This is a genomic window from Paenibacillus sp. J31R34 (assembly GCF_059383715.1).
Genome location: NZ_JBXENU010000015.1, coordinates 101,763 through 126,804, shown reverse-complemented (window position 1 = coordinate 126,804; position 25,042 = coordinate 101,763). Strand labels below are relative to the sequence as shown.

The window sequence follows — 25,042 nt, the reverse complement described above, 5'->3', positions numbered from 1 at the left end:
TAAGCTTTTAGGCGTTCGAGGAAAGTCCCCAGTCGATAAATTTAATCATGCCTTGTCCCAGTACACCAAGCTCCTGGCGCGTCATCGGATAATGTCCCATCAGCAAGGCGTTGGTGTACAGCATTTGGGTAGCGGTCGCGAACATTTGATTATCGGCACTGTTGAAAATTTTCTGCACGAGCGGATTGTTTAAGTTGAAATAAAGCGTCGAATACGCCGACTCCGTAAAACTTGTGCCAAGGTTGCCGAGTACGGATGCGAGCAGGTCGGAGCTGTTCTCCTTCGCTTTTTCCAAGGAGCGCAGCGATGACGATTCCTTCGACAGTGTATATAGGGCGGGAAGCTCTGCTGGAGCAAACCGTTTAAGCTGAATTTGGCAGCGGAAGCGCTGCAAAGCTCCATCGGCAAGGCGAATGCGCTCGTAATATTGATTGCGCTCCTCGTTCGTTAAATCCTCGAAGGACAGCGATACATCTTCCGGCAGCAGCCTTTCCATATCAAGCTCAGGAAGAAGAAGCGACAGGCGCTCAAGCAATTCATGGTTATAAATATAGCCGCCATTGAGGACGAGCATCGATTGCGCTGCGGCAACATGGGTAATTTGACGATATTCATCAACAGATACGGTATAAAATATTTTTTTATTTTCAGCCAGCAGCTCGCCAAATGTTCGTTCTCCGTATGTGCTTTCGAAAGTAAGCCAGCGGTAAATCGTTTGCAGGAAATCCTCATCCTGCGCAGCGAGTGCCTTCATCGACAAAGCATGCAGCTCAATGATGCGTTTCAATCGGTCTGGCTCATAGTCGCCTATGCGCATAAGCTCATTGCGAATCGATTGTCCAAGCTCCTCGCGCACCGTTTCCAGCCGTTCATCCTCATAAAAATGCTCGCGGGAGGCCGTCGGCTGCAGCTCATCCGTCCAAATAAGGCATTTGACGAAAAATGCCCATTCCGGTAGAATGTTTTCCGCTTTGTCCGAGACAAGCATTTGCTTCAAATATACTTTATGGGAACGGCGGGTATTCAGGTTCACGCTATGCGGCAAAATAAAGGCGATTCCGCCCGTTCGGCCATTCGCTGTTTGGAGCGGAATGAAATCCTGCATCGGCTCGCCTAGCAGCTTTTCACCGAAGGCAAGCACTTCACGGCGACGACCGCGCGCAAGCTCCGGCTGCATAATCCAGTCTGGCCGCGATTCATTAATCGTCTTCGCGACCCCATTTGCATGCAGCTTAACCGGATAGGGCAGCAAGGCTCCATAATAGAAGAGTAAATCTTCAACCATTTGCGGCTCGTAATAAGGCTCGCTATCTGGCTTGCAGCGCAAATAAATTTTTGTTCCCGGCGATAGCTTGGTGCTCAGCTGACGGATCGTATACGTTCCGTCCGGTTTGCCGCGCCATTCCATAGAAGGTCCGCCCTTCACCGATTGGGTCAGAACGACGATTTCGTCGCTGACCATAAAGCAGGACAGCAGACCGATGCCGAAGCGGCCGATGAATGAGGTTTCTTTTGCGATAAAATCCTGACCGACCTTGGAGGAGTGTCCAATCATTGCTAGAAACTGATGAATGTCTTCCTCGGTCAGCCCTACGCCGTTGTCTTCAACCGTCATCGTCATTTGGCTGCCGCTGCCTGAAATTTCTACCGTCACATTTCCGGTGAAACCAGGCTCAAGCTGTCCGCGTGCTGTAATAGCGTCCGTCGCGTTTTGCAGAAGCTCACGCAAATAAACATTAGGACTACTATATAAATGGTTGGAAAGTATATTGATCATTCCGCTTAAATTAACCTGAAAGCGATACTCCTGCTCGTTGCTCATCGGATTCTCCTTTAATATAGAAGGGTTTTAGTTTACATCGTCCTAACTATTCTACTATTTTCCATACATGCAATTCCAATATTTATAGCATAATGAGCCATATGACCCATAAGCTTATACCCTAAATCTCTATCTTTCAAACAACTATAGTCGTAGAGAAGCGCCGATTTACCCCCAGTAGAATTTCACTGGCAAAGTGGGGCGCAGACAGACTAATATATATATGCATAGCAAGTAGACATTTATAATAGATAGTTTACAGCATAGAGGTCAAACTTTTCGGTGCGGTTTCTCACTAATTTGGTGACAAGAAAGAGCCATTTTAAAATAATGAGTCATGCGGCCCATACGCCTATACCCTTCGCGACTACCTAAAGTTTCCAAATAGTCACGCATGCTTATTGGATCGGTATAGGAGGAAAGGAATGGGGTATAATAAAACTATACAGTATAATAGAAGGAGGCGGCATACAATGATCTTTCGCAAAGGAAGCCTAAAAGTCGGCATATTAAACGGTATTCTTCTCGCGCTGCCCTTCTGGATCCTCTTCATTTGGTTATTATTCAAACTAATTAACTAGCCTTATGTGGCTATTGAATCAGGCAATTCGGGATAGAGTATTGAAACATTAGAACGCTTGCAAAGCTCAGAACATTGGTTCAGAGCGCAAGCGTTTTTTTGTTCATTTTTCTGAAAATAAAGCAAAGGTCAAAAACGCCGTCATGCCGCACGGCGCCTATAAAATAAACTGACATGCTTCGCTGGCAAAAGGCAGCAAAGCAAGAGCTGTTTATTGCGTCAATAAGACGCAATAAAGTTCTCATTTTGCGTCATGCAGCTTAACCGCTGTACCTATGTTGAAAATGCCCTTTTGTAGACAATAAAGCACGGTTATACAATACCTCAACAATTTACTGAAATTGGATATAGGACGCGTGGGGCAGTTAATGGGCTAAATGATCAATTTATTTAATTCGACACAAACTGACACTCTTTTCGCTTTTCTTCTTTTATACTTATTCAATACGCGTAATATACGACACACTAAAAAGAGCGCATTGGATAGGTTGCCCGCTTATATTTTCAAAAAAGAGGTGGAGGAATTAGGATGGTAACGAATCAACAATCACTCAGACGGGTGGATGATTACGGCGTTATGGGCAAGCAGCCCGAACAAATCACTGATGATCTTCACGAGCTTGTGCAGCGAAAGCAGCGGGCCCTAAAGGCGAGGGCCTTTTTCAAAAAGCTTGCTGACGACCCTATGTTTGCACCCGAACCAGGAAGAACCGCAGGGAAAAGCCTGACGGAATGGCTGCTTATGGCGCAATATCCGATTAAGCAGGAGCTGGTATTCGATTATGAAGAAAGGCGTTATGTGCCTTCTGAGGCGAGGCCTCGTATTGATTTAGCCGAATTGCTGACGCTGCTGCTGCGTAAAAAAGGAATAAATGGCACGTTTGAAGATATGATGGATTACGTCCTTGAAGGCGGCTCGTTCCAACAGTTTTTGTCGGAGCGCCGGCTGGCGAAAAGGACCTCTATGCAAGCTTAAACACCCGAAAGTCGTCCTCTGGCGGCAAAGCTACCGTTTCGCGTAGAAATATAGAGAAAGGATGGGGAAAATCATATCCTTTCCTAATATTTTAAATAAATGTTTTGAAAATTCAGAAAACTAATTTTCAAAACACCTTGAAAAAGTTATTCTTTATGAATATAATCAAGTCGAAAAAGCTCATATCGAGTTTTTTCGCAAAAGGATAAAACTGTCGAATGATAGAGAAAGGTGCAAAATGGCTGCTCACCCGATGCTGAAAGTTGCTTATAAGGGCCGGGCAGCTGGGCGGCGAAAATGGTAGGTACCTCTTTTTTTTACCTAATAGGTCGCGATTTGAATAATCTTTTATGGAGGTATATGCATTGGAATTAAAACAATATTGGCATGTTGTGAAAAAAAGAATCTGGTTGATAACAGCGCTCGTCTGCATGGCAGGGGCAGCCACAGGCATCTACTCTTATTATTTTCAACAGCCGGAATACGAGGCGTCGACCAAGCTGATCGTTAATCAGACAGGCAGTCAAAACGATATTATCGCCAAGCTGGATTTAAGCACGATCAACTCCAACATTCAACTGGTAAAGACGTACAAGGAAATTATAAGGACGCCAAGGGTGATGGGTAAGGTTGCCCAGAAGCATCCTGAGCTTGGCCTTACGGCAGGCGAGTTGATTGAGAGGATTAGCGTAACCTCGGTGAACGACACGCAGGTGATGTCGGTCACTGCAAAGGATTCCTCGTACAGCCGGGCGGCAAACATTGCGAATGCCGTATCGGAGGTGTTCATGCAGGAGCTGCCGAGCTTGATGCAGGTTGATAATGTATCGATTTTATACGAAGCCGATCATACGCTCACTCCGCCTCCTGTGTCGCCTAAGCCGACGATGAATATTGCGATTGCGATTGCACTTTCTATGCTGGTAGGCATTGGATTCGCACTGCTGCTCGATTATCTCGACGATACGATTAAGACGGAGGAAGACATTCAGGCGGTGCTTGGCTTGCCGACGCTGTCGCTCATCCCGAAAATCCGCGAGGTTGATCTAGGCAAGCACAAGGACAATTCGATAGACCAACCGATGAGGGGGAAAAATAATGTCACGTTCGAAGCCTAATTGGCCGCTCATTACGGAAACGAACCCCAAGTCGCCGATATCGGAGGCTTACCGCATCCTTAGAACGAATATTGATTTCTCCAATTTGGAGGAAGAAATTCGCACCCTAATGGTGACCTCCACGAAGATGAATGAAGGAAAAAGCACAACCTCTGCGAACATTGCCGTCACCTATGCCCAGTCGAACAAGAAGGTGCTGCTAATTGATGCCGATATGCGCAAGCCGACGCAGCATCAGCTGTTCCGGGTATCCAATCAGATTGGATTAACCTCGGTGCTGAGCAATCAGAAGGAATGGGAGGCCGCGATTCAGACCACCTCGGTGAGCGGGCTCAGCATTTTACCAGCAGGTCCGGTTCCGCCGAATCCTTCGGAGATGCTGGCATCCAAGCGGATGGACCAGCTGCTGGAAAAAATGAAGGAGCATTACGACATTATCATTGTCGACACCCCGCCAATCATGGTCGTGACGGATGCGCAAATCGTAGCATCCAAGTCCGACGGCGTCGTCCTCGTCATCGATTCCGGCACAGTGAAGAAGGAAGCCGCGATTAAAGCGAAGGCGAGCCTGGAGCATGTGAAAGCGAGGATTTTAGGGGTAGTGCTCAATAAAATCAAGCGGAGCAGCTCGGAAGGGTATTTATATTACTATCAGTGAGTGGTGAATCTCGTTCAGAGTATTTTTAATCTCTTAATTGTTTAGTTTAAAAGCGTGAATGAAAAAGACTCCGCTGCATGAAAGACTTGGCTTCCGATCGCCATTACCCTTGCATTCCTCGAATGAGCCCCTAATAGGGGGGAATGCAAGGGTAAAAGCGAACGCTCACGCTTCTCCAGCTCAAGCCTTTCATTCCGCTTCGCCATTTTCATCACTATTTTTAAACCGTAAGTGAAGCGATTCAACAACTGCTAGCCATTTGTTTTTTTGAAAATATAAGAATTAATAAGTTTCACAGTTATTAATGGGCTTATATTTCATCGCAATACGGTAGCTTTGCTGCCAAAGGACGGCGACAGCCGTTTCACCTTGAAATATAGGAAAGAATATGATTGTTCATCCTTTCTCTATATTTCTCGGAATGAAACGCGCCGCGCCGCCAAAGGATGGCGACAGCCGTTTCACCTTGGGTAATGTCTCCTGCACCTTTATCACTGGAGGCACTCGATCATGCTGTGGGCCGCAAACGGCCTTAGACGTTGAGCGTCGGTGGTGTGGGGTGAGGAGGGGTTAGATGCCCTTTAATTTATTTGTGAGGAGTTTGGTGAAAGGGGCAAGCGGAGTGAAAGGTTTGGAATGGAGAAGCGTAGCGTTCGCTTTTGTCCTTTGATTTCTACCGCTGAGCGGTTTAATTCAAAGAAATCAAAGGGCAATGGCGATCGTAATCCGAACCTTTCATGCAGCGAAGATCCCCTTTCACCGAGCTCCTCTCCCAAATTACGTGCAGAAAAACGGGCGAAAAGGAGTGAAAGCATTTAGAAGTTCGAGCTATACGATCATGTATAGGAGAGGAGCCAGACACACGAGAGTATAGCTGGAACTTTTAACTCCCATGAACTGCTTCCAAATTAAATAAAAAAATCGAAGAAGGATAGGGTGATGGATGATGAAAAAAGTGACAAAAGCAATTATTCCTGCAGCTGGACTTGGAACGCGCTTCTTGCCTGCAACGAAAGCAATGCCGAAGGAGATGCTGCCGATTGTCGACAAGCCGACGATTCAATACATCGTCGAAGAAGCCATCGCATCCGGTATCGAAGACATTATTATCGTAACAGGCAAAGGGAAGCGGGCCATTGAGGACCATTTTGATATCGCATTTGAGCTCGAGCATACGTTGATTGAGAAAGGAAAGCTGGAGCTGCTGCAAGCGGTACAGCGTTCCTCCAATGTAACGATCCATTATATTCGTCAAAAAGAAGCAAAGGGGCTGGGACATGCTGTATGGTGCGCCCGCAAATTCATTGGCAATGAACCATTCGCCGTTCTGCTTGGCGATGACATTGTCGAATCCGAGGTGCCTTGCACAAGGCAGCTCATTGAACAATATGATGCGACGGGCAAATCGGTCATCGGCGTTCAGACCGTAGCTGTCGATCAGACGCAGCGATATGGAATTGTCGATCCGGTAGGGATGGAAGTAGAAGGCAGCCGGCTCGTGCAGGTTAACCGTTTCGTCGAGAAGCCGAAGCCAGGACATGCCCCGTCCAATTTGGCAATTATGGGCCGGTACGTGCTTACGCCGGAAATTTTTGATTTTCTGGAGCTTCAGGAGAAGGGCGCCGGCGATGAAATTCAATTAACAGATGCGATTCAAAAGCTGAATGAAAGCGAAGGCGTTTTTGCTTATGATTTTGAAGGCAAACGTTATGATGTCGGAGAAAAGCTTGGCTTTATTTTAACGACGATCGACTTCGCTCTGCGCAATAAGGAGCTTAAGCTTCCGCTGATGACGGCGCTTGAGGAAATTGTCGAGCAGCAGCAGGCCAGCCAGCTCCAAGCACTGAGGAGGGATAGCGTATGAGTGTAAATCGGCCACAATACAAGTCGGAAACCCGCACGCTGACTCTCTCGCTGCAAGCCGCAGCGAAGCGGATTATTGATGTCGTTTGCTCGTTTGCGGGAATTGTTTTTCTGCTTCCGGTGTTTATGCTCGTCGCTTTGCTCATTAAGATCAGCGATCCGAAGGGCACGGTATTTTTCAAGCAGAAGCGGATTGGACATAAGGGCAATACGTTCAGCATCATCAAGTTTCGCTCCATGCTGCATGATGCCGAGCAGCGGCTGCGCGCCGACCCGGTATTGTACAAAAAATACATCGACAACAGCTACAAGCTTGATCCATCCGAAGATCCACGCGTAACCAAAATCGGCAGCTTCCTGCGCAAAACGAGCCTGGACGAGCTTCCCCAGCTCATCAATGTGCTGAAGGGCGAGATGAGCCTGGTAGGACCACGCCCGATCGTGCGTGACGAGCTGAAGGAATACGGAGAGAAGGCGGTCCCCTTCCTATCGGTCAAGCCGGGAGTAACCGGCTATTGGCAGGTAAGCGGACGCAGCGACGTTGGGTATCCTGAGCGCGTCGATCTGGAGCTTTTTTACGTCTACAACCAGTCCGTATGGCTGGATCTGAAAATATTATATCGCACAGTCATTATTGTGCTGCTGCGTAAAGGCGCTTATTGAAATCAAAAAATGGCAAAAAGGATTAGCGGAGTGAAAAGGTTGGTCGGAGGAGCGTTAGCGTCCGATTTTTGCAGCTTCATTTTTACCGCAAAGGCGGTTTAATCAGAAAATGAAGCTGCAACAGCGGCCGGAGACCGACCTTTTCACGCAGCTTTCCCCTATATGCCATAAGACAAAGGAGTTGCCCTATGAGAGTGGCTATCGTTCATGAATGGCTGGTAACCTATGCAGGTTCAGAGAAGGTAGTGGAACAACTGCTGAATATTTACCCTGATGCGGACCTGTTCTGTGTAATTGATTTTCTGGAAGAGAAGGACCGCCATATGCTGAAGGGAAAAAAGCCAATTACAACTTTTATTCAGCAGCTGCCTTTTGCAAAAAAAATGTACAAAACCTATCTTCCTTTTATGCCGCTAGCGGTCGAGCAGTTTGACTTATCCGGCTATGATGTCATCATTTCCAGCTCGCATGCGGTCGCGAAAGGCATTATTACGGGGCCTGATCAAATTCATATTTCCTATGTGCATACGCCGATCCGTTATGCCTGGGATTTGCAGCATCAATATTTAAGCGAGCTGGGCAAGCTGAAGCAGCTCGTATCCAAGCTGCTGCTGCACCAAATTCGCATGTGGGATGTGCGGACAGCGAACGGAGTAGACGTGTTTCTCGCGAACTCGTCTTATATCGCCCGGCGCATTCACAAAATTTATCGCCGCCAGGCACAGGTTGTGTATCCGCCAGTTGAAGTGAAGGCGTTCGGCAATCATTCCAATCAGGATCGGAAGGAATATTATTTTACCGCCTCGCGACTTGTGCCGTATAAGCGGATTGATCTGGTCGTCGAGGCCTTCGCCAAAATGCCGGATAAGGAGCTGATCGTCATTGGCGACGGCCCGGAGATGAAGACGCTGAAGCAGCTGGCAACGCCGAACGTCAAGCTTCTCGGCTACCAGCCGAATGCTGTGCTGCTTAAGCATATGCAGCAGGCCAAAGCTTTTATTTTTGCAGGTGAAGAGGACTTCGGCATTAGCATGGTCGAGGCTCAGGCAGCGGGAACGCCGGTTATTGCCTACGGCAAAGGCGGTGCTCAGGATATCGTCAAAGGACTGGGCGAAAACAATCCTACCGGCTTGTTTTTTGAGAAGCAGGATGCGGAATCGGTTATTGACGCGGTACGGCAGTTTGAGCTGCTGTCCTGGATGATTACGGATGCCAACTGCCGCCAGAACGCACAGCAGTTTTCGGTGGAGGCATTTTTGTACCATATTTCCAGCATTGTCAGCGGCAGCTTTAATGAACGGTTTAATCCGATGAAAGTGCAGGCCTAGCTCGATGCTTGCCCGTTTGCCGAACAAGCTGGCGCTTTATGCCGCAATGCTGCTGTCACTGGGCGTTATATGCCTCGCTTCCGTGCAGCATATTTACGTGCTGCTGTTCGTTGCTGCTGGAGCGCTTGCTTATGTCGCGATTAGGAAAGACGCCATTTATTATGTCGTCATCCCGGCGCTGCTGGCCTACCAGTTGTATTTGCCGCTTGCGGTTTCGGTAACGCTGTCGAGTCTCGTGCTCGTTATGCTTCTGCTGCGCTCGGCGTCGCAAGGAAAGCTGATGCATTATTTTCGCACACAGCGGCTTGTTAAATATTATGTCGCCCTGCTTATCGCGATGGCGGTGGGCATTATTTATGCCCCGGACCGGGTACTCGGCTTTAAGCTGATTGCCTATTCCATCATAGGTTTGCTCGCTTTGCTTGCGGGCTACTATTACCGGGCTCGCGGGCTCTCCGTTGAGCAGACGCTGCGCGGTATTCAGCATGTGTATTTGCCGATTGGCTTGCTGAACATTTATTTTATTATTGCTCCTGACCAGGAGCTGCAATTTTTAAGGTCGAAGATCGCGAGCTTCCTGATCGAGCCGAACACGCTGGCGGCGTTGATTAATGTAGATATTAAAGCTAATATTTTGGACCCCTTTAAAGCGGGAACCTTGTTCGTTAATACGAATGTGGCTTCGGTTTTTTTCGGCATGATGCTTTGTATTGCGCTGTCTCTGCTGCTTCGCAAGGGCGGCCTGCTGCAGCTCGGCATCTGCTTCATTTATTTAGGCGCTATGCTGGCGACGCAATCGCGAGCTGGCGTGCTCGCGCTTGGCATTGTGGTGCTGGCTTATGTGTGCATCCGGTTCCGCGTGCAAAAGCTGTTCAAGCTGTCGCTGCTGCTCGTCATACCCGCAGCGATCATACCTTTTATCGTTACAGGCGACATTATTACGAATTTGACGAGCAGGCTGAATGCCGATGCGATCGAAGGCGATCCCCGGACTTACATTTGGAAATTCACCTTCCAAAACTTTGCCGAGCATCCGCTGCTGGGCCTTGGCTATGGCGGCTGGGAGCGAATTTTTCCTTTCTACGCAGCGACAGTCGGCTTCAGCAGCAAATATCCGCCGCATAATTTGTTTGTCATTATGTGGACTTGGAGCGGCTTGTTCGGACTGATTGCCCTCATTTTGCTGCTTTTCGGCATTTTGTGGCGCGGCATTCGCCGTTATTATCGCACGGGCTCGGCTCTTGACAGCTGTGTAGTAGGAGCAGCACTGTTCGTTATCGTGCAAGGAATGTTTGATAATTTTTTCCTGCATGATCTGCGGGTCGCTTCCGTGTTCTTCTTTCTTGCGGGGCTTATTTTGTACGAGCAGCGCGAGGATAGCGAAGGAGAGCGAAGCAGCAACGATATCAGAAGCCAGAGCGGAAAGCAGGCGGGGAGCGGCAATGGCCAAGCGGTTCAGGAGCGGGCTTTGACGCCGAAGACGGCAGAAGTTGGAGGGAAAAGATGAGGATTGGCGTACTGAGAAATACCTTTTTGCCTGCATCGGAAACGTTTATTTATGAGCAGCTGAATCAATATCGGAATGTGCAGGTGGAGGTCATTACCCGGGAGGTCGCGAATCGCGATAAATTCCCTAATCAATGGAGCATTAACACGATTGTGGGCGCAGCAGGGTCGTCGCTCCAGAAGAAGCTGACGAAGCTGCTTTACACGCTGACATTGACCTCGACCCGTCATATTAACCGAATTGTTGAGCAGCGCGAGATTGAGCTTGTGCATGCCCACTTCGGGGTAGATGCGGTATATGCGGTTCCCGTCTGCAAGGAGCGCGGCATTCCGCTGTTCGCTACGTTTCACGGGTACGATATTACACGGCTCCCGAAGCTGATGCCTGGGCCGCTTTCCTGGCTCGTCTATTTTGTGAAGTTTAAGCGGCTTGTGCGGGACACGACGTTGTTCCTTGCCGTATCGAACCATATTAAGCAGAAGCTGATGGCGCATGGCGTGCCCGAGCAAAAGATCAAAATCCATTACATCGGCATCGATTTGAATAAGGTTTTTTATCGGGAAGCACCGGACCGTGACACGATTACGATTATGACCGTTGGCCGGCTGACCGAGAAGAAGGGCATCGCTTATTTAATTGAAGCGTTCCACCGATTGGCAGCCCGGCGCAAGCATGTGCGCCTCGTCATTGCCGGAGACGGACCGCTGAGGCAGGAGCTGACTGAGCTTGCTGCATCGGGAGCCGGGAGCGGGCGAATGACGTTCCTTGGCAGCATACCTCACCATGAGGTGCTGCAGCGGCTCAGCGATTCGGATATTTTCTGCTTGCCGAGCGTAACGGCGAAGGATGGCGATCAGGAAGGGCTTGGCATGGTCATTTTGGAAGCTTCCGGAACGGGTCTACCTGTTGTTGCCACCAGCAGCGGAGGTATTAAGGATGCGGTGCAAAATGGAAAAACCGGCTATTTGGTAGAGGAGCGCAGCGCCGCCCAGCTGGAAGAAAAGCTCGATATGCTCGTAACCAGCCAGCCGCTGCGCGCAGCCATTGGACAAAATGGCCGCGCCTTTGTTGAGCAGCAGTTCGATCTGCGCTTGCAGACGGAGAAGCTGGAGCAGCTCTATAAACAATATATTGGAGAGAAGCAGCATGTCTAAGCCATTTATTATTGTGTCAACCGCCGATTGGGATAACCCCTTCTGGACGAATAAGCAGCATATTGCCGACAGGCTTGCGGGCCGCGGACATCAGGTGCTGTATCTGAATTCGCTCGGCCTCCGCAAGCCTTCAAGCAATGGCAAGGATATTAAGCGCATTATAAAGCGGCTCAGTCAATTTTTTAGCGGGCTGCAGCAGAAAAAAACAAATCTATGGGTATGGTCGCCAGTTGTCATCCCTTATCAGCGGTTCAGCTTCGTTCGGAAGCTGAACTTTTTTATTGTCCGGCAGTATGTGAAGCATTTCGCCCGGAAGCTTGGGATGGAGGATTACGTGCTATGGACATACAATCCGCTGACGCAGCCGCTGTTGAATATGCGCGAGCAGCTGTCGGTTTACCACTGTGTAGATGAAATTTCCGCGCAGCCCGGCATGCCCGAGCAAATTATTAAGGAGCAGGAAGCGCGGCTGGTGGAGGATGTTGATGTCGTGTTTGCTACGGCTCCCAATCTGTATGAGACGCGCAAGGCGATTAACGAAAGCACCTATTATAGCCCGAATGTAGCGGAATTCAATCATTTTAACAAGGCGTTGTCACCGGATACGGACATTCCCGCGGAGCTTTTGCAGATGAAGGGCCCCAAGGTCGGCTTCATTGGAGCCATTAGCGGCTATAAGCTGGATTTGGCATTGATTGAAAAGGTCGCGTCCCGCAACCCTCATGTGCATTTTGTGTTCATTGGACAGGTGGGAGAGGGCGATCCTTGGACCGATGCAGATCGGCTTGGCCAGACGCCGAACATTCATTTGATCGGGCCGAAGCCGTACAGCGAGCTGCCGGGTTATTTGAAAGGCTTCGATGCCTGCCTGCTGCCAAACGTCATTAACGAATACACGACGAATATGTTTCCGATGAAATTTTTTGAATATTTATCAGCAGGCAAGCCGGTTGTCATGACGCCGCTGCCAGCGGTTCGGGATTATTACTCCTACTGCTATGTTGCGGCAGATGCTGATGCCTTCGACAAGCAGCTGGGGCTGGCGCTGAATGAGGGGCTGCTTGGCAATTACGAGCAGTTGATCATGGATCGCGTCGCCGAAGCGAAAAAGCATGACTGGGAAGCGCGCATTGATACGATGCTTGCCGTCGTGGAGGCGCATATCAAAGGTGCAGGCGCACCAGAGGCGCTGCGGGCAGCGAACTTGCCAGGAGCAGCGGCGCTGGGCGCACCTGCTTCACCAAGAAGCAGCAAAACTAGCAAAGCCGCTCGCAGCCTGGGCAGCAAAGCGTAGTCTTGCAGCCTAGCATCAGCGGCCAGCTGCTGTATTTGTGCTAGCTGTGCCCTATCACGCAGCGATATTAATCGAAAAAGACGAGGACAGAGGAGTGGAGAGCTTGTTCGAACATATTGTGCACGAAGCGAATGTTCCGCTGAGCCGCATTACGACGATGAGCGTTGGCGGCCCTTGCCGTTATTACGTCGTTCCGAAAAGCGTGGAGGACATTCGTTTTGTAACGGCGATCTGCGAGCGTTTTGGCTGGAAGCTGCTCATTATCGGCAATGGCTCGAATGTGCTTGCAGGCGACGAGGGCTTTGATGGCGTCGTCATGCATGTCGGCAAAGGCTTGAAGGAATACGGTCTTAAGGATGGCGAGCTGTACGCCGAAGCTGGAGTAGCGCTGCCAAGGCTGGCGTATTCCATGGCGAACGAAGGCATCGCCGGATTTGATTTTATGGCTGGCATCCCCGGCAGTGTAGGCGGCGGGCTCGTCATGAATGCTGGCTGCATCGGCAAGGAAATCGGCGATGTCGTCAGCAGCGTCACGCATGTCAGCGACACGGGCGAGGTGATTACGAGCAGCGCCGAGGAGCTGCAGTTTTCCTTCCGCCGGAGCTGGTTTCTGGATCGGCGGCACATTATTGTGAGCGCGCGCTTCCGGGCTGAACCCGCAACGGATTCAGCGCAGGTGATGGAAGCAACGAAGCGGGCGGCGGACATCCGCAAGGGCAAGTTCCCCATCAATGTCAAAACGGTAGGCAGCACCTTCAAAAGCCCGCCCGAAGGCCCGCATCCCGGCAGACTGATCGAAGAGGTCGGGTTGAAAGGATTTGTTATTGGCGGCGCACAGATTAGTACGGTGCACGCGAACTGGATCATTAATCAAGGCAGTGCAACAGCCAGCGACGTAAAGCGGCTCATTGAGCTGATGCAGACGACAGTAGCCAAGCAGCTCGGCATCCAAATGGAGCCAGAAGTGTTGTTCGTATAAATAAAACAAAAGGGAGAGGGAAAAGGCGAGCGGAGTGAAAAGGCTGGTTGGAGAAGTGGAACGTCCGATTTTTGCAGCTTGATTTATACCGCTAGAGCGGTTGATTCAATAAATGAAGTTGCAACAGCGGTCGGAAACTAGCCTTTTCGCGCAGCGATGTTCCTTTTTCTGCCCCCTTTAAAAAGGGAGAGAAAGCATATGGTACAAGCTCATTCAAGAGCGCTCGGCACAAAAAGGATTTCGGAGCCTTATTTATTAATTGAGGGAGGTTATCCCCTTTCAGGTGAAGTGTCGCTGCCCGGTGCCAAAAACTCGGCGCTGCCCGCTATTGTGGCCGCCTGCCTCTCCGATGAGGAGGTCGTGCTGCATAATGTGCCGCTTGAGCTAAATGATGTAGCCAAGCTGATCAAGCTGCTGAATGATTCCGGCGCAAACGTCGAAATCAAAGGCGACGAGCTTCACTGCAAGGGCAGCGCGTGGATGGGCGGCACGCTCAATGCCGAGCTGGCGGGCAAAATCCGCCACTCCCTGCTGCTGCTCGGAGCGGCGGCGCACTGGCGCAGCTCGCTGTTCCTGCCGCTGCCGGGCGGCTGCAACATTGGCAGCCGCAAGCATGACATGCACGTCAGCGCGCTGCAGGAGCTTGGCTTCGCGATGGAGGAGAGCGAGCTGGGGCTTCACTTGCGCGAGAGCCAGCCGAAGGAACGGACGGTTATTACGTTCCCGTATCCAACCTTTGGCGGGACGCTGAATGTTTTATTCGCATCCGTTCGTTCGAATGCGGTTGTTGAACTGCATAACGCCGCCCGCAATCCCGAGGTGCTGGATGTCATCAAGCTGCTGAACGATATGGGGGCAAATATTGAATGGCTGTCATCGAACAGCCTGCAAATTACGGGTGTAGATCGTCTGCACCGCGCAGACTTTACAGTGATGAGCGACCGTATTATCGCTTCAACGATTATTTCGGCAGTTGGTGCAACGAAAGGCTCGGCAACGATTCGCAATGCAACGACCCGCATCCTGGAGTCTGAAGTAGCCGTATGGCGGCAGGCGGGCCTGAAAATAGAAGAGATCGACAACGGCATTTATGTGGAATGGAATCGGCCGCTGGAAGCAGTGAACGTCACGACGGCTGCTTATCCGGGCTTCCATACCGATATTCAACCGCTGCATACCGTATTGATGATGAATGCAAGCGGCACGAGCGAGCTCAAGGAGACGATTCTCGATGGACGCTTCTCCTACTGCTACGAGCTGAACAAGCTGGGCGCGAACATCGAGGTGAAGGATGGCGGCTTCCTTTGCGTCAATGGGGCAGCGGGACAGACAGCTGTCATTCACGGCGTAGATGAGCTGTATGGCACCGATCTTGTTGCAACCGATATTCGCGGCGGAGCAGCGGTCGCGGTTGCTGCACTGGCAGCTGTTGGGACAAGCCGGATTACGAATTTGTACCAGCTGGAGCGGGGCTACGGCAACTTCACTGAAATTTTCACAGCGCTGGGCGCGCAGATTATGAAGGTGAACCACTAGCATGCTGTTCCAGATTTTAACGACGATCGGCACCCGGCTGCTTGTATTATTCGGAGCTTTTATCGTTTCGGTACTGACAGCCAGGCTGCTGGGTCCCGAAGGCAAAGGGATGATAACAGCCATACTCGTCATCCCTACGCTCGTTGTGACAATCGCCGATCTTGGCATCCGGCAGGCGGCTGCTTATCTCATCGGTAAAAAATTATTTAACTATAACGATATTGTATCGACCTTATTATTTATGTGGTTAATTTCCTCCTCCCTCAGTGTGGCTGTCGTTATGGGTATATTGCTGCTCCAGTATGGAGGAGAGTACAGCTGGGAGCTGCTCGTCATTTGTACGCTGACGGTGCCCGTCAATCTAGCGATTCAATATTTACGCGGCATTATGCAGGGCAAAGGCAATATTGGCAGCATTAATAAGGTGGAAATTATTAAGACGGCACTTAATTTCATCATTTTGCTTATTTTTGTCTGGGCGCTTGGCATGGGAGTTCTCGGAGCGGCTCTGACGCAGCTGCTGATGGCGGCGTTCACGTTAGGCTACTCCATGAAGCTGCTGCTGGGCGAAGTGAAATTCAAGTTCAAATACATTCACCCCATTCCGCAGCAGATGATGCGGCAGGGCTTCTCTTTTGCGCTTGCGCTGTTCATTATTCAGCTTAATTACCGGGTGGACGTCATTATTTTGGAGCGGTTCACGAATGTCATCGAGGTCGGCATTTATTCGGTTGGCACGAATCTAGCAGAGCTGATCTGGCAGCTGCCGGCTGCTATTGGGCTCATTTTATTTTCACGCAGCGCAAGCTCAAGCAGCAGTCAGGCAGCAGTAGAACGGACGGCAAAGCTGATACGCGTCATTATGCCTGTGCTTATCGTGTTCGGCGTCTTCTTCTGGTTCATGTCGCCGCTGTTTATCCGCCTGCTGTATGGCGCTGATTTTGCCGAATCGGGACAGGTTATTCGCTACTTGCTGCCGGGTATTATCGCGATGGTGCTGTTCAAGCTGATTCATTCGGACCTGTCGGGCAGAGGCGCGCCGCTGTTCTCGCTGCGGGTATCGGTTATTGCGCTCATTATGAACGTCGTGCTTAATTTCATTCTCGTTCCCAAATACGGGGCGGTTGGGGCGTCGATTTCCTCCAGTATCAGCTACATGTATGCGGGCGTCGCTTTTATTATTTTTTACGCAAGGCGTGAATCAATCAGCTTGAGCAGGCTTTTAATTTTAAACAAAGAGGACTGGGCGCAAATCAAAAGTAAAATCGGCTCAATCGGCGTTCGTTTCATGAAGCTGCGAAGCCGCTAAAGGGCCAAGGATAACGGAGATGAGGACATGCTGGTATCGATCATCACGGTGTATTACAACCGGGTCAATCAAGTGAAGGAGTCGATTCAAAGCCTGCTTGACCAGACGTATGCGAATACGGAAATTATTTTGGTTGATGACGGTTCGACGGACGGCACGCTGCAGGCGCTGGAAGCTTTTGAAGATCCGCGCATTCGGCTGATCAGCCACAGCAATCGCGGCTTCACCCGTTCGGTCATTGAAGCGGTGAAGCAGAGCAAGGGCGAAGTCGTAGCCATTCATGGCTCTGGCGATATTTCGTTCCCGGAGCGTATTGAGGAGCAGGTAAAGGTGCTGCAAAGCAGGCCGGATGTTGGCGTCGTTGGCTGTATCGTCGAGAACGTCAACAAGGTGACGAACACAACGACGATTTATAACAAGTACAAGCAGGGCATTAAGGGCATCGATCAGCTGCTGCAAAATAACTTCTACACCCACGGCGAGGTTATGTTCCGCCGCGATGCTTACGAGCAGGCGGGCGGCTACCGCGAGCTGTTCAAGTTCACGCAGGATTACGATTTATGGCTGCGGATGGGGCTCGTCACGGAGTTTGCGCTCGTCGAGAAGCTGCTGTATCGCAGATACACCTTGCCTGACGGCGTAAGCGGCTCCGTTGAAAAAATGATGGTGCAGCAATATCTTGCTGAGCTGGGCAGACAGTGCGCTGAGCTTCGTATTCGCGAAGGGCGCGATCTGATTGACCGCTACGGCGTGCATGCCCTATTTTTCCTGAAAAGATCGAAGCGTCTCGCGCTCAAGCTGTTTAATCTCGGTGTTTCCGCCATTGTAAATGAACGGGACATGGATAAGGCGAAGCGGCTCGTACAGCTCAGTCTCGAACAAAATTGGACGGTAAGAGGCAGTGTGTTATCGGGGCTGCTGGCTGTGCTGACCCGTTTCGAGGGCGGCAAAAAAGCGATGCTGTCGATGCTGCTCTTGCTGCGGCAGGTGAAGAAAAAGGTAGAGAAAGCGGCGTAAAGCAAGTGCCGCTATATTGAAGCATTTTGAAGCGTGGTGAAAAAGCCAAGCTTTTCATGCAGCGCAGCTTTATTTTCACCACAGTTTCAATTGCAAAAGGAGGAGCAAAACCAATGAAGCTGATTCTTTTATCCGGCGGTTCAGGCAAACGGCTGTGGCCGCTGTCTAATGATGCAAGGTCGAAGCAATTTTTGCGAATATTGGATGGGCCCGGCGGGCTTAAGGAATCGATGGTCGAGCGGGTATGGCGCCAGCTTGGCGAGACGGGCCTGCAACGCTCATCTTATATCGCCGCCGGCAAGGCGCAGGAGGAAATGATTCGCGTGCATGCCGGCTTGTCGGTGCCGCTCATTATTGAGCCGGAGCGGCGGGACACATTCCCGGCTATCGCATTATCGGCGGTTTATTTGTACTCCGTTGCTGGAGTCAGCCTGGATGAAGTCGTGACGATTCTCCCGGTTGACCCCTATGTGGAGGATGCCTTCTTCCATAAAATAAGCGAGCTTGCGCAGGTCATTCACGATTCTGGCTGCGATATGGCGCTGATGGGCGTCAAACCGACCTTCCCATCGGAAAAATACGGCTACATCGTGCCGGAGACTGGCGAGCCTAAGCTGATTATTAATGCGGCAGGCGACGTCACGGAAGCGGAAGCCATCAACGCCGTGACAGGTAGCGCCCGCTCGTACCGGCTTGTCCGGCACTTCACTGAAAAGCCGCGCGAGGATGCGGCATCCGAGCTGATGCAGCGCGGAGCGCTTTGGAACTGTGGCGTGTTCGCCTTCAAGCTGGGCTATTTGATTAATCTGCTGATCGAGAAGCGGATTCCAATTCAATACGATGAGCTCGTCAATCAATACAGCACGCTGGTGAAGACAAGCTTCGATTACGAGGTCGTGGAGCGGGCGAAGCAGGTCGCCGTGCTTCCTTTTGACGGCTGCTGGAAAGACCTTGGCACCTGGAACACGCTGACGGAAGAGATGGGAACGTCGGAGCTTGGCGAGCATATTACAACAGAGCTTGCAACGGATACGCATGTCATTAACGAGCTTGGTATTCCGATTACGATTCTTGGCATCAAAAATGCCATCGTTGCTGCAAGTCCTGACGGCATTCTGGTGTCCGACAAGGCGTCCAGCCCGCGTATTAAAGAAGTGCTGAAAAATCGCGACAAGCGCCCGATGTACGAGGAACGCAGATGGGGCTACTATATCGTGCTTGATTATTTGAAATATCCGGACGGCAGCGAGGTCATGACGAAGCGCGTCTGCCTCGATAGAGGGAAAAACTTCAGCTATCACTATCATAACAATCGCTGCGAGGTGTGGACGATTTTGTCCGGCGAAGGCGAAATGATGCTCGATGATCAACTGCGGACTTTAAAGGCTGGCGACATTATTAACATCCCTCTGGGCAGCAGACACTGCCTGCTTGCCCGGACACCGATGGAAATGATCGAGGTGATGAGAGGAACGCAGCTTGTAGAAGAGGAGAGCGTCAGGCTGGAAGCGGATTGGAATGACATTATGCAATATTGCATGATTTGAAGGAGCTAACAGGATGATGAATGCTATTGCAGAGCAACTGGATTATGCGATTGATCGGAGATACGAGCGCTGGAGGGAAGCAGAACTGCCCTTTTACCTTCGAAAAGAGCTCGGAGAGCTTGGAGCTGGCGATTTGACCGACCGCTTCTACAAGCATCTTCACCTTGGTCCGGAAGGCGTGCGGGAGAAGGTGGGCGCAGGAACGAACCGGATGAATATCTATACGGTGCGCCGCATCGCGCTGGCGCTTGCTGGGGAAATTCGCAGCGGCGGCGAGGAGGCGAAGCAGCGCGGTGTTGCGATTGCATTTGACAGCCGAATTTTATCGCGGGTGTTCGCGGAACAGGCAGCGCTCGTGCTGGCCAAAAACAGAGTGAAGGTTTATCTTTTCGAGCAGGCCCGTCCTACGCCAGAGCTCTCCTTCGCTGTCCGTTTTCTGCATGCGGCAGCCGGGCTGATGATTACAGCCGGCCATTATCCTTATGATTACAATGGCGTCAAGCTGTTCAGCTCAGATGGCGCTGTTATGGCGCCGGAATACAACCAGCTCGTAGCAAGGCGCATGGAGGGCATCGAGGAGGAGGTTGCGATCCCGCTGATGGATGCGGAGGAAGCGGTGCGACAGGGGCTTCTTGTACTCGTCGGTACGGAGGTGGACAAAGCTTACCACCTCAAGCTTGCGGGCATCATCGTTCGCCCAACTGCCTTTCGAGCGGGGCGCACGCGGCTGCGCGTCATTTATACGCCGTTGCATGGCAGCGGAGGGCAGACGCCGCTTGCGCTGCTGAAGCAAATGGGCTATCGCGATGTGGAGAGCGTGCCAGAGCAGTTTCAGCCAGACCCGCTTTTCCCGACCATCGATGAGCCGGATCCTAACAATCCCGATTCTTACAGGCAGGCGCTGCTGCTGGCCGAGCGGAAGCAGACGGATCTGATTATGGCGACCGATCCCGAATCGCAGCAGCTTGGCGCAATGGCAAGGGACAAAAGCGGCAAGTGCCGCCTGCTGTCTGCGAACCAACTGGGCAGTCTGCTGCTTGAATATCTTTGTACGCAGAAGCGGGCCAATGAGCCGGTTTACCCAGCTACGTTTTACAAGTCGCTGCTAACGACGGAGCTTAGCACAGCGATAGCAAGGCGCTACGGTCTTCATATCGTAGAGACGCCGCCGGGCTTCCGCCATATTGCTGCTCGTATAGCGGAAGAAGAGCAGCTCGGGGCGAGAAAGTTTTTTTTCGCCTTTGATGAGACGGGCGGCTGCCTGCCGCAGGCGTTCGTCAGAGATAAGGATGCGATGCAGACGCTGCTGCTCACAACAGAGATGGCGGCTTTTTATAAAAGCCGCGGCCTGACATTATGGGATCAGCTGTACAAGCTTTATGAGGCATATGGCTTTTATTTGGAGGATCAGGTCAGCCTGTCCTTTCCCGGCCTTGAAGGCTCGCAGCGGCTGCGCAATGTGATGCGCAGGCTGCGGGGCGAAGTGCCGGAGAAGCTTTCCTCGCTGCGGCTTCTCAGTATTTATGATTCCGAGGAGCACGGTGTGAAAGTGCTGGGCTTCAGCAAGGAAGCCGCGAATCAGGAGCTGGGAGCAAATGTGATCAAATATGTTTTCGAGGATGGAGCTTGGTGCGCATTGCAGCCTACCGGAGCAGGAACGTCGCTGCGGCTTTATTACGGAGCGAAGGAATGGAGCGAGGTGCGCTGCAGGCGCAGGCTGGCAGCCATTCGTACGGCGCTGCTCTACGATATGGAGACGATTTTATAATAGAAGATTTTATAATAGAACATTTCAAATTAAACGATAGGAGCTGGAGCTTGATGAACGTAACAGTGATAGGAACGGGATATGTAGGATTGGTATCGGGCGTATGTTATGCGGAGAAAGGCAATCATGTCATCTGTGTCGATAAGGATGTAAGCAAAATCGAACGCCTTCGCAGCGGAGAAATTCCCATTTATGAGCCGGGGCTCAAAGAATTGGCCGATAGCAATACGGCGGCCGGTCGCCTCTCCTTCACCGATGATCTGACAGAAGCGATGGCTCTGGCGGATGTTGTCATTATTGCGGTAGGCACGCCGCCACTGCCGAATGGCGAGGCAGATATGCGGTTCGTCGAGCTGGTAGCGCGTGAAATCGGCTATGCGCTCAACGGCTATAAGGTTGTTGTTGTGAAAAGCACAGTGCCGGTCGGCACGAACGAACGCGTTCGCGGCATTGTGGCAGCGATCAGCGATTACCCGTTCGATATTGCCTCCGTTCCTGAGTTTCTGCGCGAGGGCTCAGCCGTCAAGGATACTTTGAATCCAGACCGTATCGTTATCGGCTCGGAGAGCACGCGTGCAGCAGAGGTACTGACAAGCCTGCACAAGCCGTTTACCGACCAGCTGATTATGACGGATATTCGCAGCGCCGAGATGATCAAATACGCCTCCAATGCGTTTCTAGCTACGAAAATATCGTTTATCAATGAAATTGCCAACATTTGCGAAAAGGTAGGCGCGGACGTGACGGAGGTTGCCCACGGCATGGGGCTGGACCGCCGGATCGGCTCCTCCTTCCTGCGCGCCGGCATTGGCTATGGCGGCTCCTGCTTCCCGAAGGATACGAAGGCTTTAATTCAAATTGCCGGCAATGTCGAATACGACTTCAAGCTGCTCAAGTCGGTCGTAGAGGTCAATCAGCATCAGCGCTACGGCGTAATCGACAAGCTCAAGCGGGCGCTAGGCAGCATGCATGGCAGACGCATTGCCATTTGGGGCCTTGCATTTAAGCCGGAAACCGATGATGTAAGAGAAGCGCCCGCGATTGAAATTATTGAATCGCTGCTTGCGCTTGGCGCAATTCCACGTGTAACTGACCCCATTGCGGTCGAAAATTTCCGTTCCCTGCTGAATCACCCATCTATTGAATGGTGCGATTCCGCGCTTGATGCAGCGAAGCAATGCGACGCTGTCTGCCTGCTCACGGAGTGGGAGGACTATACGAAGCTCGATCTCAAGGAAGTGGAGCGCGTCATGGCGAGCCCCATTCTCATTGACGGCCGCAATGCGATCAGCAAAGAGCAGCTGGAAGGCACGCTGTTTGCCTACTATCCGGTGGGCAGACCTATGATGAACATCGAAGACATTGCGATACATGAATTGATTTAAGTAGATTAGTTGGATTAGCTTGATGAAAAACAAGCGAATTCAATAGATTTGACCAGGCGATAAGAATTGCTCGCCACGGTCTGTCCCATTGCACTAAGAAAGAAAGGGCTTAGAAGGATTTTTGAAAAGGCAAGCGGAGTGGGAGGGTTGAGTTAAAGCTTTCCGAAGGAAAGCAGCTTCGTAAGCATGTGCTTTGCCCTATATTTCCACCGCTTAAGCGGTTTAATTCAAGGAAATCAGGGGGCAATAACGATCGGAGACCAAACCTTCCACGCAGCGCAGTTCCTTTTCAACAGCCTTCTAATCAGGCTTTTAATCATCGAAAGAAGAGGTGAGGACGTAATGAGGTTTACGAAAAAAATCGTATCCGCTGCCCTGGCGGCAGCTGTTGCGGGTACGGCGCTGTCCGGATTGCCGCTCAGCGAGCGGGGCGTGCTGGAGAAGCTCGGCTTTGTCCAGACGGCGCATGCGGGTGCCGCTGATTCCTTTTACAGCAGTGATTTTGTCAAGCGCCTGCTGGAGCTGCATCAGTATTTGCAAATGGGCGATCCGGCTGACGTACAGGAGGTCAGAGACCTGCGTGACGAAATTGCAACGCTCAGCTTTGAAGCCAATGGCGATTTGATTGCACCGATATGGAATAAGCTGTCCGGCAAAATAGACCCCTCCGTTCAGCAGCCGCTTTTCGACTTTATGGTGGCGGCGGGAAGCCTGCAATATGATCCTTCTTTTGATAATTTGGAGGCGATTCGCAAAAATCCCGCCTATAGCGGCGCTTTGCAGGCAGTAGCAGCACTCGCGAGGCAAAATCATCTAACAGTCGATGACGCCATGCAGTTTATGAATGCGCTGGAGCAAAAAACGACTTCGCTCGTTTCGGAGAAAAGCAATACCGAGCTGCTGATGCTAATGGCGAGCGAGAGCGAGCAGACGAAGCTGCTGGGCGATGCGCTGGAAACGGTTCTGTCCGATACCTCGACCTACAAAGTGAGTGCTGTATTGGCCAAGCTGGACATTACGAAAAAAGACATGGTAGATACGGTCACCAACTTCCGCAAGCAGCTTAAGAAGGAAGTTCCGGCTATCCGCTCCATGATGATTGCTTATATGCGTTCAGGTGCGAAGGAGACGGTGGAAATCGACCACGAGGGCCGAAAGCATACGTACAAGCTCTCGATTTTTGGTCGTGAGGTTCCAAAGGAGCTGCTGGTCTGGTCCAAAACGGCAGGCAGCAAAGATGTAAAAGTTGCGCAGTCGGGCGTGGTGACGATACCGGGCTCGGTCGTTTCTGCGAAAGCGACGCTGCGGGCAAGCCTGCTCGGCAAAGTGCTTTTCGAGAAGGAAGTAACGCTCGGCAAGGAAGAGCCCGAAGTGCCGGTGGACGATCTTCTAGCCGATTACCACAAGGAAATGAATACGATCATTGCGCAGTGGTCGCAGTCGACGTCTGAGCAGCAGCAAGTGCTGCTAGGCCAGGCGGTAGAACTGCTGCAGACGACCTGGAAGCAGGAAAACACATTCGATGTTACACCATATATTACGGTGGACAAGGGCTATATCATTTTCAAGCCGCCGGTTGAGGCGATGCAAAACTATTTGACTCGCCGCGAAGCGGTATGGAAGGTGCTCGGCGAAAGCTTCTCCAAGCTGGAAACAGGCAGCAGCATTGACCGATACATTGTGAATACGCCTTATTTCAATTTTAGCGAATATTTGAGTGGCAGGGCAGCGTCAGCGGGAGCGCAAGAGGGAAGCGTGATCGATGAAACAGTGGCACTTGCTCCTTCAGATGCTGGCGAGGCTGTTGCTGAAGCTGCGACGGAGACCGTAACAGAGGCCGTTGCTGAAGCAGCCGCAGAAGTTGTAACCGAAGCCGTAACCGAAGCCGTGCTGGAGGATACGCCTGAGACGGAGCTGTCGATTGTTATCCCGACGCAGCAAGCAGCGGTGATTGAAGATCAAGCGGCCCCATCCTTCCAAGATCTGGGCAGCGTATATGAATGGGCAGGCAAGGAGATTGAAGCGATAGCAGCCAAAGGCATTATTGACGGTGTGGAGGATTCGCGCTTTGATCCGGGTAAAATGGTGACACGGGCGGAGTTTGCCAAAATGCTCGTTCGTTCGCTCGATTTTAAAAATGATGCATCAGCCAGCACATTTAAAGACGTGCCTTTAACCCAGTGGTATGCCCCGTATGTGGGCACAGCCGTGGAGAAAGGTCTTGTCCAAGGCCGAAGCGGCAATCGCTTCGAGCCGGAGGCGACCATTACGCATGCTGAAATGGCGACGATGATTGCAAGGGCAGCGAAGCTGTCGAAGGGGCTGGAAGAGCCAGCCGATGTAAAAGCAGCGCTTGCCGATTTGAAAGATGCGGACAATCTGCATCCATCGTTGAAGGCGGGCGTTGCTTTCGCTTCAGCAAACAGCCTGCTGCCGCTGGAGCAGGGCAGCTTTCCGGTCAATGCTAATACGACTCGCGCCGAAGCAGCGGTCATGCTGTATCGTTTGATCAATCTATAGCGCAAGCTATTGTTCAAG

At 51.3% G+C, this 25,042-nt stretch carries 18 protein-coding genes; 17 read left to right on the top strand and 1 reads right to left on the bottom strand.

What is annotated here, in order from left to right:
• Positions 1-7: 7 nt before the first annotated feature.
• Positions 8-1,822: an HSP90 family protein gene (locus tag AC50YG_RS29195; RefSeq protein ID WP_494832145.1), complete on the bottom strand. Its 1,815-nt coding sequence runs from the start codon at positions 1,820-1,822 to the stop codon at positions 8-10.
• A 1,109-nt stretch (positions 1,823-2,931) separates the two neighbouring features.
• Here AC50YG_RS29195 and AC50YG_RS29190 point away from each other — a divergent pair.
• The 17 genes from AC50YG_RS29190 to AC50YG_RS29110 all read left to right on the top strand — a co-directional run bounded on the left by AC50YG_RS29190 (position 2,932) and on the right by AC50YG_RS29110 (position 25,024).
• Positions 2,932-3,378 carry a hypothetical protein gene (locus tag AC50YG_RS29190; protein WP_494832139.1) on the top strand — a complete coding sequence of 149 codons (447 nt, stop codon included), beginning with the start codon at positions 2,932-2,934 and terminating at the stop codon, positions 3,376-3,378.
• Between the two features lie 365 nt (positions 3,379-3,743).
• Positions 3,744-4,496, top strand: coding sequence for a YveK family protein (locus AC50YG_RS29185; protein WP_473759180.1), 753 nt, complete (start codon positions 3,744-3,746; stop codon positions 4,494-4,496).
• Positions 4,477-5,154 (top strand): CpsD/CapB family tyrosine-protein kinase, encoded by a 678-nt coding sequence (locus AC50YG_RS29180; protein WP_473759178.1) that lies wholly within the window; start codon positions 4,477-4,479, stop codon positions 5,152-5,154. The genes AC50YG_RS29185 and AC50YG_RS29180 overlap by 20 nt, the downstream gene beginning before the upstream one ends.
• Positions 5,155-6,100: 946 nt before the next feature.
• Positions 6,101-7,018: a UTP--glucose-1-phosphate uridylyltransferase GalU gene (gene galU / locus AC50YG_RS29175; protein ID WP_341283074.1), complete on the top strand. Its 918-nt coding sequence runs from the start codon at positions 6,101-6,103 to the stop codon at positions 7,016-7,018.
• Positions 7,015-7,680 carry a sugar transferase gene (locus tag AC50YG_RS29170; protein ID WP_473759176.1) on the top strand — a complete coding sequence of 222 codons (666 nt, stop codon included), beginning with the start codon at positions 7,015-7,017 and terminating at the stop codon, positions 7,678-7,680. Before galU ends, AC50YG_RS29170 begins: the two co-directional genes overlap by 4 nt.
• 188 nt (positions 7,681-7,868) lie before the next feature.
• Entirely contained in the window at positions 7,869-9,008 is a 1,140-nt protein-coding gene (locus tag AC50YG_RS29165) for a glycosyltransferase family 4 protein (RefSeq protein WP_494832133.1), read from the top strand.
• A gap of 4 nt (positions 9,009-9,012) precedes the next feature.
• The gene (locus tag AC50YG_RS29160) at positions 9,013-10,515 is read left to right on the top strand and encodes an O-antigen ligase family protein (RefSeq protein WP_494832129.1); all 1,503 of its coding nucleotides are present in this window, start codon (positions 9,013-9,015) and stop codon (positions 10,513-10,515) included.
• Positions 10,512-11,669, top strand: coding sequence for a glycosyltransferase (locus AC50YG_RS29155; RefSeq protein ID WP_494832127.1), 1,158 nt, complete (start codon positions 10,512-10,514; stop codon positions 11,667-11,669). The genes AC50YG_RS29160 and AC50YG_RS29155 overlap by 4 nt, the downstream gene beginning before the upstream one ends.
• The gene (locus AC50YG_RS29150) at positions 11,662-12,963 is read left to right on the top strand and encodes a glycosyltransferase (RefSeq protein WP_494832126.1); all 1,302 of its coding nucleotides are present in this window, start codon (positions 11,662-11,664) and stop codon (positions 12,961-12,963) included. The genes AC50YG_RS29155 and AC50YG_RS29150 overlap by 8 nt, the downstream gene beginning before the upstream one ends.
• Positions 12,964-13,066: 103 nt before the next feature.
• The gene (murB, locus tag AC50YG_RS29145; RefSeq protein ID WP_341279563.1) at positions 13,067-13,942 is read left to right on the top strand and encodes a UDP-N-acetylmuramate dehydrogenase; all 876 of its coding nucleotides are present in this window, start codon (positions 13,067-13,069) and stop codon (positions 13,940-13,942) included.
• Positions 13,943-14,140: 198 nt separating this feature from the next.
• Positions 14,141-15,478: a UDP-N-acetylglucosamine 1-carboxyvinyltransferase gene (locus tag AC50YG_RS29140; protein WP_473759168.1), complete on the top strand. Its 1,338-nt coding sequence runs from the start codon at positions 14,141-14,143 to the stop codon at positions 15,476-15,478.
• Position 15,479: 1 nt separating this feature from the next.
• Positions 15,480-16,787: an oligosaccharide flippase family protein gene (locus tag AC50YG_RS29135; protein ID WP_494832123.1), complete on the top strand. Its 1,308-nt coding sequence runs from the start codon at positions 15,480-15,482 to the stop codon at positions 16,785-16,787.
• 27 nt (positions 16,788-16,814) lie between these two features.
• Positions 16,815-17,804, top strand: a complete 990-nt coding sequence (locus AC50YG_RS29130; RefSeq protein ID WP_494832121.1) for a glycosyltransferase — start codon at positions 16,815-16,817, stop codon at positions 17,802-17,804.
• 113 nt (positions 17,805-17,917) lie between these two features.
• Positions 17,918-19,351: a sugar phosphate nucleotidyltransferase gene (locus AC50YG_RS29125; protein ID WP_494832119.1), complete on the top strand. Its 1,434-nt coding sequence runs from the start codon at positions 17,918-17,920 to the stop codon at positions 19,349-19,351.
• A 13-nt stretch (positions 19,352-19,364) separates the two neighbouring features.
• Positions 19,365-21,119, top strand: a complete 1,755-nt coding sequence (locus AC50YG_RS29120; RefSeq protein WP_494832117.1) for a phospho-sugar mutase — start codon at positions 19,365-19,367, stop codon at positions 21,117-21,119.
• Positions 21,120-21,172: 53 nt separating this feature from the next.
• Complete coding sequence (locus AC50YG_RS29115) at positions 21,173-22,504, top strand: UDP-glucose dehydrogenase family protein (RefSeq protein ID WP_473759163.1); 1,332 nt, start codon at positions 21,173-21,175, stop codon at positions 22,502-22,504.
• Between the two features lie 342 nt (positions 22,505-22,846).
• The gene (locus AC50YG_RS29110) at positions 22,847-25,024 is read left to right on the top strand and encodes an S-layer homology domain-containing protein (RefSeq protein ID WP_494832114.1); all 2,178 of its coding nucleotides are present in this window, start codon (positions 22,847-22,849) and stop codon (positions 25,022-25,024) included.
• Positions 25,025-25,042: the final 18 nt, after the last annotated feature.

Excerpts from the sequence above, each read along its gene's own strand:
- AC50YG_RS29195 (WP_494832145.1), bottom strand. The coding sequence starts at position 1,822 with ATGAGCAACGAGCAGGAGTATCGCTTTCAGGTTAATTTAAGCGGAATG.
- AC50YG_RS29190 (WP_494832139.1), top strand. The coding sequence starts at position 2,932 with ATGGTAACGAATCAACAATCACTCAGACGGGTGGATGATTACGGCGTT.
- AC50YG_RS29180 (WP_473759178.1), top strand. The coding sequence starts at position 4,477 with ATGTCACGTTCGAAGCCTAATTGGCCGCTCATTACGGAAACGAACCCC.
- galU (WP_341283074.1), top strand. The coding sequence starts at position 6,101 with ATGAAAAAAGTGACAAAAGCAATTATTCCTGCAGCTGGACTTGGAACG.
- AC50YG_RS29170 (WP_473759176.1), top strand. The coding sequence starts at position 7,015 with ATGAGTGTAAATCGGCCACAATACAAGTCGGAAACCCGCACGCTGACT.
- AC50YG_RS29165 (WP_494832133.1), top strand. The coding sequence starts at position 7,869 with ATGAGAGTGGCTATCGTTCATGAATGGCTGGTAACCTATGCAGGTTCA.
- AC50YG_RS29160 (WP_494832129.1), top strand. The coding sequence starts at position 9,013 with ATGCTTGCCCGTTTGCCGAACAAGCTGGCGCTTTATGCCGCAATGCTG.
- AC50YG_RS29155 (WP_494832127.1), top strand. The coding sequence starts at position 10,512 with ATGAGGATTGGCGTACTGAGAAATACCTTTTTGCCTGCATCGGAAACG.
- AC50YG_RS29150 (WP_494832126.1), top strand. The coding sequence starts at position 11,662 with ATGTCTAAGCCATTTATTATTGTGTCAACCGCCGATTGGGATAACCCC.
- AC50YG_RS29140 (WP_473759168.1), top strand. The coding sequence starts at position 14,141 with ATGGTACAAGCTCATTCAAGAGCGCTCGGCACAAAAAGGATTTCGGAG.
- AC50YG_RS29135 (WP_494832123.1), top strand. The coding sequence starts at position 15,480 with ATGCTGTTCCAGATTTTAACGACGATCGGCACCCGGCTGCTTGTATTA.
- AC50YG_RS29130 (WP_494832121.1), top strand. The coding sequence starts at position 16,815 with ATGCTGGTATCGATCATCACGGTGTATTACAACCGGGTCAATCAAGTG.
- AC50YG_RS29125 (WP_494832119.1), top strand. The coding sequence starts at position 17,918 with ATGAAGCTGATTCTTTTATCCGGCGGTTCAGGCAAACGGCTGTGGCCG.
- AC50YG_RS29120 (WP_494832117.1), top strand. The coding sequence starts at position 19,365 with ATGATGAATGCTATTGCAGAGCAACTGGATTATGCGATTGATCGGAGA.
- AC50YG_RS29115 (WP_473759163.1), top strand. The coding sequence starts at position 21,173 with ATGAACGTAACAGTGATAGGAACGGGATATGTAGGATTGGTATCGGGC.
- AC50YG_RS29110 (WP_494832114.1), top strand. The coding sequence starts at position 22,847 with ATGAGGTTTACGAAAAAAATCGTATCCGCTGCCCTGGCGGCAGCTGTT.